Genomic DNA, 13,985 nt, shown 5'->3' on the forward strand with positions numbered 1-13,985 from the left:
TTTCCTTTGATCTTTCAATTTTTTTATATTGTTGTAATGATTGCTTAACCCTGACAACCCACCAACCACAAAGCACCGCGACTTTGTTTACTTAATTGCGGCGTGGTCAGCGGCGCAGCTGTCGTGCGTGACATGCCAGATGAGTCATCTAGACTAATTCCAGCGCTCGCGAGTAGGGCGGATAATAACTGAAATTTCACCGCATAGTTCATATTTTGTGCATGCTCATGGACGAGGCTGGACGTTACCATGCCAATCACTTCGCCAGTCGGTAGTAATAAAGGGCTACCACTAGATCCTGGCTGGATAGGCGCGGTAAATTGCATATAACGAATGTCATCGCCAAACCCTGTCAGTCCGGAGATGCAGCCTTGGGTTACTTGTAATTGGCTACTCAGTCCTGATAACGGAAATCCCAAGGTGGTGATGGCTTCACCTAAATTATCAGCACAGCGCTGCGCTAATGGCAAATAACTTGGCAGTGGCTCGCTTACTCTAATAATGGCTGAATCACTACCAGTATCGCTAAGCACCACTTGCGCCTCACGATCAGGCTGCCCTTGTTGACGCACACCAATCATCGCCGCTGATTCAATGACATGATAACAAGTCAGTAGATGATAGGGATCGATAGCAAACGCTGTCCCTGTCCAAGTTTCACCAGACTGAACTTGTCTTGGTGGACGCGCATCACTGTTAGGATAACCTTGCTGCTGCGCGCGCTGAGCATCTTGGATAAAGGCATGCGTATCTGGTGGACGCATATCAAGGCTCACTTGCACATGATGCTCTAGGCTGGCCAATCCTTGAGTAGAGCTTTCGCCAAGGGCACGGCATTTAAATTGTCCATTGCGTCGGTATATCTCTAATATGATCGCTGCTGTGACATGGCGCTCACTTGCGGCAAATTCATAGCGAATATCGCCCTCATTGAGCGTTAAATTTACCTTGCTTAATTCAACGGCAGGTAAATTTAGGCTTGGCTCATGATAAACATAAGCAATCAGTTGTAAAAATCTGACCCCTTGTTGGTCAAATAATCTAGGCAAATCCAATTGCCATGCATTTGGATCGTCCTTACTATTGAGCTGCGCCCATTCCTTCGGTTCATGAAGATATGCAGGACTACAAGCGGCTTTGCGATGTTCGTCCAAAGGCAGCCATAGTAGCCCCAGCTGCTCACCAAATTTTGACTGATTTGTCGTCGAAAAGGCGACCGAACAATTCGCTGTCGCGATGACCGTATTTGCCCCTAACACTAATGTGGTTTGTGCTGTCATCGTCTGCCTCTTATTGACTATACTCGGTTGCCATTGATTTATTATTGTCGATTTATTGCCATCGACTTTTTATGTCAGTATTTTTACTTATTCAGCGATGTCTTCTTCAACCTTTACACCGACCATAATTGAGCGTACTTGGCAGGGGGTTATTTGTTGCGCGATATCCACCAGTATCGGTTTATCAGTTAAGCCCAGCCAATAGGCAAATCCAACTTGGGTTAAATCCACACCGCTATGGGTGGTGTAATCAATACCACCAGAAGGGCGACTATTAATTTCAAGCACACGGTGCTGACCGTCATCATCGGCTTTGGTTTGGACACTGACGATGCCATCGCAGCCAAAGGTTTTTATTAGTGGAATGACGACATCCATGACTGATTGCTCGTAGCCGATATGCTGAATTTTTCCCGTTTTATAACGGGTGACAGCAGCCAGTACTTCGCCATATTCACAGACGACATCGATAGAGTACTCTTGTCCTGACAAGTAAGGCATCAGTAACATGGGAATAGGGCGCTCACGCACCATGACACTGTTTGCATATGCATTGATAAATTGCGTGGTATTGATTTTTTTCTCTTCAGTAAAGTATAAATGCTCAAAGCTGTCATATTGCTCGTCTGTTTCTGTACCTGCTTCTTGACCCATCTCTTTAACTTTGCCTAATCGCCAAAACCCTTGTGCAAAAATACCTGTGACCGGTTTGACACATAACGGCTGATGACCATGAATATCAAGTAACGCCTCAAGCTCTGCGACGTTATCAAAGCGCCACGCCTCGGCAACGGGAACATCGTACTGATGACACTGCTGCATAAAGGCAAACTTATCATCTATCGTTTCTAACGCTGCCACACTCGTTGCACCCGTCAATAAACGAATACCAGCCGCGTCAAACGCCTCACGGTGGGCTTCGTAATCAATACCATTGCGTCCAGTGAGCAACACTTTTACATTGTTTTTTTGAGCTTGCTCTAATACAAACTGCCAACGCGGCATCAATGGCTCAGCAGATTCGAGCATTGCTTGCTCATCGCTATCTGCGGTGCTTATAGAAGGCTCACGGTAAATGCTATCGGCAAATTCAAAAATCTCAGGTCTATTGTGACGGTGTGAAGCGATAATGTTGAATGCAGTTTCAGATTGGGCTTTTAGAATTTGCAGGCTGGCTAACATATCGCGCTGGCTTGACTGACCTTCAGCTAACCAAACGGCAGGTGACGCGGTAATTGATGTTGTATGATCGTTATCGTTAGCAGGGGTTTTCATAATTCTCTCAGCGTTATCGTAGGTTTTAGATATAATTAAATAATTTAGTATCGTCATTGCAACACCACCAGTAATCTCAGTAAGCGCCAAACCGCAACCGAAAAAACAAGACGCAACATTGCTGATAGTAGGGGCTATTATATACAAATGCTAAGCGTTATAAATGCTGCTGACAAAATAGCGTTAAGGATTTGTAAAAATATTTTTTAGGGTCATTGGCACGTTATTGAACGGTCGTACGCTTTAAAAATCAGCTGCTATCCATGCTACTATATGACAATTATTAGCATAACAAGCACACCAATATAATAAATACTTCAAAGGATGTATGATGAGCCAAACCCAACCTCAAAAACTGATTGCTGGTGCCAATGCGCCACTGCCGACGGATCATATTAGCATTCGTATTTTAAGCCAAAGTGCGGTCGATTGCGCGGCTTATCGCCTGACAACTGACGGTAAAGTACGCGGCGATGGCGACATGATATTTTATGGTCAGACGCGTAGCGATGATGGGAGCGTGAGTTTCCGTGGTCATGATAGCGATGGTTTTTTTGATATTAATTTACCAGCGCAGCCATCGAATATTGAGAAGATAGCCCTCGCGTTTTCTAGCGCACAGACGCTTGCGCAAGTCGGCGATGTGGACATTCAAGTCTTACAAGGTAGCCAAGTGCTGATGACTTGCCAACTAAGTGCCGCCGGACGTAATGAAAAAGCGATTATTTTAGCGGAATGTTATCGCCGCCAAGGTAGCTGGAAGTTCCGTTTTATTGCCCAAGGTTTTGAAGGAGGGCTTAAGCCATTATCTGAGCATTTCGGTGTTGAAATTGCTGATGAAGCGCCAGCTCAAAGCCCTGTACAAAATCAGTCTCAATCCATCAATACCCAAAGACCTATTAACACGCAAAAAGCGGGTAGTGCCTCTCAAACAAACACCCCGCCGCCGATTCCTGCTCCTAGCAATAGTACAAGCCCATCAATCAACCTAAGCAAAATTACCTTAACCAAAAATCAATCTAGCATTAATCTAACCAAGCGAGATGACTTTGGTAAAATATCTGTCAACTTAAACTGGAACCAAAATCCGACTACCAGTCAGCAAGCGCCCAAAAAAGGACTACTCGGCGATTTATTTAAACAACATAAAGCTGGCGGTATTGACCTTGATGTTGGGGCGATGATTCATCTGAAAAATGGTGAAAAAACACTGATTCAAGCCTTGGGCAATCGTTTTGGTAGCTTAACATCAGCGCCTTACGTGTGTTTGCGTGCTGATGATAGAACGGGACAGGTGAGCGGCGGTGAGTGGCTAGATATTAACGGTCAGCAGTGGTCACAGATTGAAGAAGTCTTTATTTTCGCTTTCATTTATGAAGGTGCGCCTAACTGGGCGCAAACCGATGGTGTCGTGACCATTCATGTACCTGATCAGCCACCGATTGAAACGCGTTTGACAGAAGGTACGGGTAATCTACCAATGTGTGCCATCGCGCGTTTGGTCAACCAGCAAGGTAGCATCAACGTCGAGCGTATCAATCAATACTTCAAAGGGCATCAAGAGATGGACAAGGCCTTTAATTGGGGCTTTAGCTGGAAACGTGGTAGTAAGTAACCGCTTTAATAGTATTCTGTAATGCAAAAAAGCCAGCCCATCTATTATTAGATGGGCTGGCTTTTTTCAATGACGTTGTTTCAATATCTTACTTTAACGGATGAACGCTAATCTAGATAAAGCCTTGAATCCATTACGCATGCGGTGTAATAGCAGGCATCAAATCATGGAAGGTGCGACCAGAAGCCGTTTCACCGATAGCATGCATTTTCCACTCATTATTATGGCGATAGACTTTTGCCATAATCATCGCCGTATGCCCACCTTGCGCTGATAAATTGTAGCGCGCGACTTCCTGATTGTTATTGGCATTGACGATGCGGCAAAACGCATTTTCAACGGTTTCAAAGGTCTGACCAGTGAAACTATTGACCGTAAATACGAGAGAGACGACATTGGCAGGGATTCTTGAAAGGTCTACATTGATAACTTCGTCATCGCCATCACCGTCGCCAGTACGGTTATCACCAGTATGGACGATACTGCCATCTTTTGATTTCAGCTGACTGAACCAAATCGCATCGATGGCTTGTTTGTTGGTATCAAACATGATGCATGAGGCATCTAAGTCAATCGAGTCGCCGCCGCTACCACCACCGAATAATTTGCCTAAGAATCCACCTTTTTTATCTTGAGGGCCTTGCGCAACGTCCCAGCCTAGACCCAGTTTTACTTGGGTGAGGTCGCCGCCAGCTTCTTTGCTTAGGGAGATTTTCTGACCTTTTTGTAAACTAACTGCCATGTGATATTCCTTATACTACAGTGTTATAGTAATTGTGAGTAGAGGGTTAAATAAAGTCTATGATGACGAGGAGTCGTTGTAACATATAGCTCTAAAAACATAATAATAGTTATAAGATATTGCCAAGCAAACTGCTATTACCGCCGCGACCGCCTGAGCTAGTCCCTAAGACGCTTTGTAACCAGCCCTGATAGCTATCACGATTGCGAGAGCAGATAATGACTTTGCCCGTACCTGAGAAGTTCAATACCATTCCTTCGCCACTGGTGACTGAATTGATGATATTACTCATGATGCCTTTTTTCTTGCTGGTTGATACAGATAGCTTGTAATTAAGACTGGAATCCCAGCAGACCACATGTCCATTATCAATAATGACATCTTTATCAGGTGTCACATCAATCTCAAACAGCGAACCAAAACCCGATACCACCACTTGACCTTGACCTTGCGTTTGCATCACCATAAAGCCACCAGTGTCACCAAACACCGCACCGCCAAGGTTACGCTGAATATTGGCTCTGATATCAACGCCGGTTTGTGCGGCAACGAATGCCCCATCGCTTAAGGTATATTGCTGTGCACCACAATCGATGATTTGCATATCACCATCGAGCGTTGGGGCTAACAAACAATCACCTTCACCATTCACAGCTTCAATCTGCTGCTGAAAGAGTGATTCATCATTGGCAAAGCGGCGCATGAGTGATTGCATTAGTCCGCCTTGTAGCTTACCTTTAAGCTCAAGATTTGACTCCATCATCACCATTGCATTGGCTTCACAATAAATCGAATCGCCTTTTTTTAGGTTGCAATGTAAAAAAGGTTCGATGGTGCCAATCAAGCTAAACGTTGCGGCCATGGGATGCAAATCCTTATTCTAATGTCTTTAAATTATGCGCTTAATATATGGTGCCAAGATATATGGTATTAAGTCTCTATATTTTTAAATACTTATTTTCAATAAAAATTATCGTTTTCAATTTAAGCCAGCCAATTAAACATAAAGCCATCAAATGCTTTAAAACGGCACACTTGATGGCTTTTTTGTCGCAATCAAATAATCGATTGTGATATTTATTTTATGAAGAATTATCGTATTAAACGATGACGTTAATTTTAACGTTAAACGTTTACACCATAAGAGGCTGCTAATGGTCCAAGACCGCCACTGAAGCCTTGACCAACGGCGCGGAATTTCCAGTCACCACTATGGCGATATAATTCACCAAAAATCATCGCAGTTTCGGTACTACCGTCTTCTGATAAGTCATAACGTGCGATTTCAGAGTCGCCATTATCATTAACGATACGGATATAAGCGTCACCCACTTGACCAAAGTTTTGATTGCGACTTTGACCTTCATAAATAATCGCACAGATAGCGACTTTGCTGACGTCAGCTGGGATATTAGCAAGGTTGATTTTGATTTTTTCATCATCACCGTCGCCTTCGCCAGTACGGTTGTCGCCTGTGTGTTCAACCGCGCCATTGTCTGACTTTAAGTTGTTAAAGAAGATAAAGTCTTGATCATTACGTACTTTGCCTGCTTCATTGACCAAAAAGCCAATCGCATCTAAGTCAAACTCTTGACCGTCAGTGGCACGTGGATCCCAGCCAAGACCGACTGTAATATTGGTTAAACCCGGCGCTTCTTTTGATAAGTTTACGTTGCCGCCTTTTGTTAAGCTAATAGCCATATAAATATCCTTTGGATTAATAATTGAGTGGATTGAATGATAAAAAAAATAAACTAAAAATAGTGCAGTGGTCGATATATAAACGCAAACAATGAATAAATTTACTCGTATGCCACGCCCTGCATATCATTACGATTTACTATACTAAGCGTTTGCTTACTAAGCAAGGCGTATTTTGTGTGATTACGATATGATTACTAATAGGTATAATAACTCTGTATATCTGAGACTTTTTAACAAGTCTAACAACACTGGTTAAGATATTGTTATCAAAGACCAACTCTGTTACTAGTCAAAAAACAGCTTTTAATTAGCAAACACTGACCAGCCTGTTTTTTGTACAAGCATCTCTAATGCTTTTAATCCAAGTTTGGAGTTTCCTACAGGATCAAGCCCTGGTGACCATACGGCAATTGATCCCTTACCTGGGGCTATCGTTAAAATACCGCCACCAACTCCACTTTTACCAGGAAGACCGACACGATAGGCAAACTCACCAGAACCATCGTAATGACCGCACATCATCATTAATGAATTAATCCGTCGAGATCGCTGTTCATTGATGACCCTCATCCCTGTGTGCTGATTAACACCATTAGATACTAAAAATAAACCTGCACGAGCCAATTGCTGGCAGTTCATCGCAATCGAGCACTGATGAAAATAAACACCCAGTACTTTATCGACATCGTGCTTTAAACGGCCAAAGGCTTTCATAAAGTGGGCTAATGCCGCGTTTCGGTCTTTGTGCTCCATTTCAGAGGCAGCCACTTTATGATCAAAACGGATTGAATCATCGTCTGCAATAAAATGAACAAACTGAAGAATCTCACCCAAGGTTTCTTTTGGCTCATGGCCCATCATAATCGCATCTACCACGGCAAGTGCACCAGCATTGATAAATGGATTACGCGGCCGACCAGATTCATGTTCTAGTATCGTGATTGAGTTGAAAGGATCACCGGATGGTTCACGACCAACGTGTGTCCAAAGCTCATTACCCAACTTGCCAAGGCCGATGGTTAAGGTAAATACCTTGGAGATACTTTGAATCGAAAACAAGGTGCTTGCATTACCTGCTGAATATACCTTTCCATCAGGTGTTGCTACTGCAATACCAAACTGGTTTGGATCTACATGGGCCAGTTGAGGAATATAATCCGCCACTTTGCCGCGATCGGTTTCACGTGCCATCTCTGCGGCAATATCATCAAGAATCTGTTGCATATGAGTTATATAGCCGTATTTCTATGATTGTATGAAAAAGGATGATTTTAACTGAATAAAAGTCAATAATGACGGAAAAATTGTATTTTGCTTATGTGAGGGGTGGTTATGTACCTATCTCAGCGCTTTAATAGGTAATCGAAGATGGAGTAGCACAGCGTAAAAAAGCAGATCACACCTGATGATATGATCTGCTTGAATACATTAGATACGATGCTGATAATGAGCTTAGTTCAGACGTGCTGCTTCAGCCTTGCGATAATTGAGTGACGCAACAAACGCCCAACCAATAAACGCAATACCAATGAGACCAGTGATGAGCTCTGGCACATGGAACTTCACTGATAACAGCATGATAATGGCTAATGCACCGATGGCATAATGTGCGCCATGCTCAAGATAGACAAACTCATCAAGTGTGCCTTTGTCGACTAAGAAAATAGTCATCGAACGTACAAACATCGCACCAATAGCAAGACCTAGCATGATTACAATGACGTCATTGGTAATTGCAAATGCGCCAATTACACCATCAAAACTGAATGAGGCATCAAGGACTTCTAAGTATAAGAAACCGATAATACCACCCTTCATAATCGCGCTGGTCGCCGCAGCGCCAGAGCCATTTTCCTCGTTTTCTAAATCTTCTTCAAGGTCACCCTCAAGCATGCCAGAAACGACCTGTACGCCAAGGTATACCAATATACCCCAAACGCCCGCAATCAAGACCGCTGAAGATTGCTCAGCATTCGCCCATGATACGGCAACCATCAAGACAATAAGCGCAACGAAGACGCTCATGGCATCGACTTTGCCTAGCTTCGCTAAGCGGCTTTCTAACCAATTGAACCAGTGTACTTCTTTTTCATCAAAAATGAAGTTCAAGAACACCAATAATAAGAAAATACCACCAAAAGCTGAGATTTCAGCATGGTGTGCCATTAGTCTGGCTGAATATTCTTCTGGTTGATATAAGGCCAAATTGATGACTTCCATCATACCAAGGTCAGCGGTGACCGCGACGATGACAATAGGAAATACCAAGCGCATACCAAATACAGCAATTAAAATACCAACGGTTAAAAATATCTTTTTCCAAAATTCGTCCCAGCCCTTAAGAACTGAGGCGTTGACCACCGCATTATCAAACGATAATGAAATCTCCATGACGGCCAAAATAGCAGTAATTGAGAGGGTAGTTATCAAGCCACCCATACCACCATGTGAATATCCCCACCACGCCGCTACCGCTAAGGCAATGACTGTGAAAATAAAGTCTAAATAAAAATGTCTCATGACACATCCTGTCTGGTTGCATAAAGCTAAGGTTGGTCTACTATAGACACAAACCACAAAAAAAGCGGTTATTGCTAACCACTTTTTTGCATAATTCTAAACGAAACATAAAGCATTACCAGTCATTTAGCTATGAATAATTGTGACTATTTTGCAACCATATTTTACAACCAGCATCGTCGCCAATGGTGAATATAAAACGAGGGCTAATACCTACTTTATGTTTTGAGTGTGATTGTCATATAGAGGCCTAAGTACTGAACAAGATAGCGATTTAGATATCGACGCCATATTGTTGACACATGGCTTGTAAGCCGCCTGAGTAGCCTTGACCAACGGCACGGAATTTCCACTCACCGTTATGACGATAGACTTCGCCAAATACCATTGCTGTTTCGACAGAGTAATCTTCTGCTAAGTCAAAACGTACGACTTCAGTGCCTGTCTCTTCATTAACGACACGAATAAAAGCATTGGCAACTTGACCAAAGTTTTGACTACGCGCAGCCGCATCATGAATGGTGACAGTGACGACAATTTTATCCACATCAGCAGGTACTTGAGTCAGGTTTACTTTGATGACTTCATCATCGCCATCACCTTCGCCAGTACGGTTATCGCCAGTGTGCTCCACCGCGCCATTATCAGACTTAAGCTGGTTGTAGAAAATAAAGTCATGGTCGCCGCGTACTTTACCTGCCGTATTCAGTAAAAATACGCTGGCATCAAGATCAAACTCAGCGCCAGAAGTCGCGCGCTCATCCCAGCCAAGTCCAATAAGCAACTTGGTTAAATTTGGGTCAGTCTTGGTTAGCGATAAGTTACCGCCTTTATTCAGTGATAAAGCCATGAGATTGTCCTTGTTATTAGAGTAGGGAAAGGGGCAATATTAAAACAATAGCAATGTAAGCTATCAAATACAGACTAGCAAAAACGATAGTGGGATTAAGATTAACAAAAAACCATCGCCGAAAAACTATTGTCTAATAACGCTCTATCATAACAACAAAAAATGACCCAATCAAAGCTGATTGGGTCATTGTTATGTGTACGACAAGAATGACGGTAAAAGATAAGGTTTAAACGCTGTTGTTAACCTTGATATTCACCTATTCATCTGAATTATAGGCTTTGACGATGACGAATCTCAAAGCTCTGATGAATCGGCTTTTTAATATCAAAATCAAAACCAATGGTTTTTTGCGTGATATCGACAATATCATAACGCTCGGTTAACTGCTCATCGAGCTCAAAGCGGGTAAAGTTATTTGAAAAATACAAGATCCCGTCAGAGGTCAAGCGGTTCATCGCACGATTAATGAGGGCAGAGTGGTCGCGCTGCACATCAAATGTACCTTGGAACTTTTTCGAATTCGAAAAGGTCGGTGGATCGATAAAGATGACATCAAATTGTTCAGTATTGTCTTTAATCCACTCAAAGATATCGGCTGCGACGAATTGATATTTATTGCGGCTAACGTCCAGACCATTTAATACAAAGTTTTGCTTACCCCAGTCTAGATAGTTCTGTGACAAATCAACGCTGGTGACTTTTTTCGCGCCCGCCAATGCCGCGTGAACACTCGCCGTACACGTATAAGCAAATAAGTTCAATACGGCTTTACCGCGACTGTTGTCTTTAATACGCGCACGCATATTACGGTGGTCAATGAACAAACCAGTATCTAAATAATCCGTAAAGTTGACGTAGAAATAAGCACCATCTTCACGTGCAACATGGAATTTACCACGCTTTTCTGTGGTGTTCTGTTTGCTATATTGGTCATTACCAGACTGGCGTGCACGGGTCTTAATGAATATTTGTTCACGGTTAATACCAAAAACTTCACGAATACCCATTAATGCCAAGTTGAAGCGTTTTTTAGCAGTCTCAGGTGGAATGGTTTTTGGTGGCGCATATTCTTGCACGTGCACATAGTCGCCATATAAATCGACGGCGACTTTGAAGTCGGGCAAGTCAGCATTGTAAACGCGCAAATTACTAACCTTATCTTTTTTAGCCAACTTCTTCAGCTTGGACAGGTTTTTTTGCAAACGGTTAATAAAATCTTGACCATCTTCTACTTCAATTTCACGTTTTTCAAAGCGACTAACGAGATTGCCCGTTTGTCCAGAAATCAACGTACCATAGCGGAAATAAACCGTGATAGCACCATTATGACAGCGTAAGGTTTTTGGTTCTTTAATAGGTAAGATATCAACTTGTTCAACATTAGATGCCAATATGCCAAGCATCGGATCAATACCGCTACCGGCAAAGCTGTCTTGCAAAATAAGCCCAATCGCCTGATATAACGGCTTAATCATCTCTTCGTCACCCAAACGCTCACCATAAGGTGGGTTGGTGATGATTAAAGGATTACTTAAGCGACCGTCATCGACCAATGGCTTCAAAATAGTGCTCAGCTGGTCAAGCGCACGCGTCTCAAGGTCAAGTAGTGGTAGTAAATCTTGCAAACCTGCGGCAATCAGGTTTTTCTCTGTTGCTAAAATTGCGCCGCTATCAGCATCAAAACCCAAAATTAGTGGTAACGTATCTGGTTGCTCATTAGCAATTGCTAAGGCTTCGCGGAAACGTGTCTGGGCATCATCGATCATCTGTTGCCATAATGCATCGTCATGATGCTGCCACTGGTAAAAACCAAATTGATTGGCGGCCTTATCGATACCCACAGCATAATCGCAATGCATGAGTAGTGCTTCAATGATAAAGGTGCCAGAACCACACATTGGGTCGACTAAAGCATTATAAAAAGGTGCATTGCCTGCTTCGTTTTTCTTGTGCCAGCCTGCGCTATACAGTAGAGCAGCTGCCAAGTTTTCTTTGAGTGGCGCTTCAGTCATCGCCACACGATAACCACGGCGATGCAAACTGGTGCCTGATAAATCTAAATACAGCTCAGCTTGCTTATCATTCACGGTTGCAAATATAGAAAAGTCTGGGTTTTTACTATCGACGTTAGGACGGCTGTCATAAACTTCATTGAACGTATCTGCAATCGCATCTTTGATACGTAGCATCGCAAACTGTTGACTGACGGCCACACGCTTGTCGACCGACAGACGAATGGCAAAGGTTTGCTCCAAACTAAACTGCTCAATCCAATTGACCGATTTTGCCAAGCCATAAAGTTGTTCAGCCACATCATATTCGGCATTGATATTTTTACGTTTAATGAGCATTAATACCCGCGAGGCGACACGTGACCACAAACAAATACTATATAAGTCACGCAAAGTACCAGTCACCGCCAGACGGCCTGTACTTTTGATTTCGCTTGCAATACCAAAACTTGTCAGCTCAGTCTGTAGTGGTGCCTCAAGCCCATCGGCACAGGTAATAATAAGGTCAAGCGACAAATCTGGTGAAGCTGCTGTTAGAGATGCGGGCGCGGTTGTTTCGGTCATACGGATACCTGTGGGCTAAATTGATAAGTAATGCACATCATAAAATAAGATGTTTAACCGCCAATTTTACCATAATTCAGCGCAGGATGGTTTAAAGTGGTGGTGTTTATCAAAGAGAGATTCAGCAACGCTACCTTTCATAAAACCATACTTACCATATTGATGATGAAAACCTTAAGCCTAAAAAATTGTGGAATTAATTGCCCAAGGCATAAAATAATACAATGACGTTATTTATCCGCTTTGGTCAGTGGCGGTACTTCTGATACGATCTGCGTTGTAGTTGCAAAGGGTTTAGTGGCGATAGGATAATCCACATCCTTTGGCATAAGCAGACGCATATGAGGGTAAGGGGTAGAAATATTAGCGGCATCAAAGGCACGCTTGATATCTTCTTTTAGACCTTCTTTGATTTTGGGCATGCGCGCGACAGCGGCAGGCTTGACCCAAAAACGCACAATAAAGAACACCCCGTATTCACCAATTTCATCCACGGTGGCCGAGGTTTCAGGACGGCTGAGTACCACATCGGTATCAGTAAGCACCTGCAAAATTTCCTTGCGAGCAGTGTCGATATCATCTTCAAAAGCGATACGCACACGAATATCGAAACGTATGAAGTTTTTGGAGGTTAAATTGGTCACTTCAGAGGAGGCAACGTTAGAGTTGGGAATAATGACGGTGATGTTGTCTCGAGTCAAAATATGGGTGGTACGTAACGCGATAAGGACGACGCGACCCTCATTGTCATTGATATGAATCCAGTCGCCAACCTGAAAAGATTGTTCGAGCAAAATGGTAATACCCGCAATGAAGTTGGCAAGCGTTGATTGGGCCGCAAAACCGACTGCCAAGCCCACAATCCCTAAACCCGCGACCAATGAGACGATATCAAAACCAAATTGCGCCATGACGCTGGCAAGCCCGAGTACCAATAGCAGCACTGACAAGATGTTTTGAAGCAGCTGCTCTATGGAGGCGTTGAGACCATAATGCTGCAGCACTCTGTGAATAATCTGTCCAGATGACGCCCATAGTACATAATAAATTCCCGCCCATGTACTGGCCTTTGCAGTAGCCTTGATAGTCTCTGGCTCAAAGTAAATTTGGCTCATAATGGCAATCAAGCTGGCAACTATCCAGATATAACGCAAGACTGAACGGACAATCTTAGTACGCCGCTCATTCAGGCGAATTTTTGTTCTACTTTGCTTAAGGATATAGATAGCGAGCCAATAAAAAAATCCCAACACCGCCAGCAGTATTAGGATTTTTATGGCAGTACTAGCGAGCTCTACCGCTTGAGACGACCAATCAAGTGATTCTTCATCTACAGAGCCGCCAAGCGCAAGGTAGAGGCTAGTATGTAGGTCACGAACGATCTCTTTAAAAAAATCAGTAATACTAGCGATTGGCATTT

11 protein-coding genes are annotated in these 13,985 nt (G+C 43.2%); 1 reads left to right on the top strand and 10 read right to left on the bottom strand.

The genetic code is table 11. The features are described 5' to 3' along the window. Positions 1-44: 44 nt before the first annotated feature. The gene (locus JFC10_RS00715; RefSeq protein ID WP_198331222.1) at positions 45-1,280 is read right to left on the bottom strand and encodes a trypsin-like peptidase domain-containing protein; all 1,236 of its coding nucleotides are present in this window, start codon (positions 1,278-1,280) and stop codon (positions 45-47) included. An 87-nt stretch (positions 1,281-1,367) separates the two neighbouring features. After that, positions 1,368-2,555: an ATP-grasp domain-containing protein gene (locus JFC10_RS00720; RefSeq protein WP_198331223.1), complete on the bottom strand. Its 1,188-nt coding sequence runs from the start codon at positions 2,553-2,555 to the stop codon at positions 1,368-1,370. A gap of 331 nt (positions 2,556-2,886) precedes the next feature. Here JFC10_RS00720 and JFC10_RS00725 point away from each other — a divergent pair, with 331 nt between their 5' ends. Beyond that, complete coding sequence (locus JFC10_RS00725; RefSeq protein ID WP_198331224.1) at positions 2,887-4,170, top strand: TerD family protein; 1,284 nt, start codon at positions 2,887-2,889, stop codon at positions 4,168-4,170. Positions 4,171-4,303: 133 nt separating this feature from the next. On the opposite strand, the gene JFC10_RS00730 is transcribed toward JFC10_RS00725, so the two are convergent. The 8 genes from JFC10_RS00730 to JFC10_RS00765 form a co-directional block, all read right to left on the bottom strand. Next, the gene (locus tag JFC10_RS00730; RefSeq protein WP_193011901.1) at positions 4,304-4,912 is read right to left on the bottom strand and encodes a TerD family protein; all 609 of its coding nucleotides are present in this window, start codon (positions 4,910-4,912) and stop codon (positions 4,304-4,306) included. A gap of 109 nt (positions 4,913-5,021) precedes the next feature. Next, on the bottom strand, positions 5,022-5,774 hold the full coding sequence (locus JFC10_RS00735) for a TIGR00266 family protein (RefSeq protein WP_198331225.1): 753 nt from the start codon (positions 5,772-5,774) through the stop codon (positions 5,022-5,024). Positions 5,775-6,037: 263 nt separating this feature from the next. Then, positions 6,038-6,613, bottom strand: a complete 576-nt coding sequence (locus JFC10_RS00740) for a TerD family protein (RefSeq protein WP_193012668.1) — start codon at positions 6,611-6,613, stop codon at positions 6,038-6,040. 306 nt (positions 6,614-6,919) lie between these two features. Continuing rightward, positions 6,920-7,840, bottom strand: coding sequence for a glutaminase (locus JFC10_RS00745; RefSeq protein ID WP_193012669.1), 921 nt, complete (start codon positions 7,838-7,840; stop codon positions 6,920-6,922). Between the two features lie 228 nt (positions 7,841-8,068). Then, on the bottom strand, positions 8,069-9,136 hold the full coding sequence (locus tag JFC10_RS00750) for a DUF475 domain-containing protein (protein ID WP_193012670.1): 1,068 nt from the start codon (positions 9,134-9,136) through the stop codon (positions 8,069-8,071). Positions 9,137-9,410: 274 nt separating this feature from the next. Further along, positions 9,411-9,986 carry a TerD family protein gene (locus tag JFC10_RS00755; protein WP_193012671.1) on the bottom strand — a complete coding sequence of 192 codons (576 nt, stop codon included), beginning with the start codon at positions 9,984-9,986 and terminating at the stop codon, positions 9,411-9,413. Between the two features lie 272 nt (positions 9,987-10,258). After that, positions 10,259-12,565, bottom strand: a complete 2,307-nt coding sequence (gene rlmKL / locus JFC10_RS00760; protein WP_198331226.1) for a bifunctional 23S rRNA (guanine(2069)-N(7))-methyltransferase RlmK/23S rRNA (guanine(2445)-N(2))-methyltransferase RlmL — start codon at positions 12,563-12,565, stop codon at positions 10,259-10,261. Between the two features lie 230 nt (positions 12,566-12,795). After that, positions 12,796-13,983 (bottom strand): mechanosensitive ion channel family protein, encoded by a 1,188-nt coding sequence (locus JFC10_RS00765; protein ID WP_226914558.1) that lies wholly within the window; start codon positions 13,981-13,983, stop codon positions 12,796-12,798. Between the last annotated feature and the right edge of the window lie 2 nt (positions 13,984-13,985).

The organism is Psychrobacter aquimaris (assembly GCF_016107525.1).
Taxonomy (GTDB): domain Bacteria; phylum Pseudomonadota; class Gammaproteobacteria; order Pseudomonadales; family Moraxellaceae; genus Psychrobacter; species Psychrobacter aquimaris.

Excerpts from the sequence above, each read along its gene's own strand:
- JFC10_RS00740 (WP_193012668.1), bottom strand. The coding sequence starts at position 6,613 with ATGGCTATTAGCTTAACAAAAGGCGGCAACGTAAACTTATCAAAAGAA.
- JFC10_RS00735 (WP_198331225.1), bottom strand. The coding sequence starts at position 5,774 with ATGGCCGCAACGTTTAGCTTGATTGGCACCATCGAACCTTTTTTACAT.
- JFC10_RS00750 (WP_193012670.1), bottom strand. The coding sequence starts at position 9,136 with ATGAGACATTTTTATTTAGACTTTATTTTCACAGTCATTGCCTTAGCG.
- JFC10_RS00745 (WP_193012669.1), bottom strand. The coding sequence starts at position 7,840 with ATGCAACAGATTCTTGATGATATTGCCGCAGAGATGGCACGTGAAACC.
- JFC10_RS00715 (WP_198331222.1), bottom strand. The coding sequence starts at position 1,280 with ATGACAGCACAAACCACATTAGTGTTAGGGGCAAATACGGTCATCGCG.
- JFC10_RS00755 (WP_193012671.1), bottom strand. The coding sequence starts at position 9,986 with ATGGCTTTATCACTGAATAAAGGCGGTAACTTATCGCTAACCAAGACT.
- JFC10_RS00720 (WP_198331223.1), bottom strand. The coding sequence starts at position 2,555 with ATGAAAACCCCTGCTAACGATAACGATCATACAACATCAATTACCGCG.
- JFC10_RS00765 (WP_226914558.1), bottom strand. The coding sequence starts at position 13,983 with ATGCCAATCGCTAGTATTACTGATTTTTTTAAAGAGATCGTTCGTGAC.
- JFC10_RS00730 (WP_193011901.1), bottom strand. The coding sequence starts at position 4,912 with ATGGCAGTTAGTTTACAAAAAGGTCAGAAAATCTCCCTAAGCAAAGAA.
- JFC10_RS00725 (WP_198331224.1), top strand. The coding sequence starts at position 2,887 with ATGAGCCAAACCCAACCTCAAAAACTGATTGCTGGTGCCAATGCGCCA.
- rlmKL (WP_198331226.1), bottom strand. The coding sequence starts at position 12,565 with ATGACCGAAACAACCGCGCCCGCATCTCTAACAGCAGCTTCACCAGAT.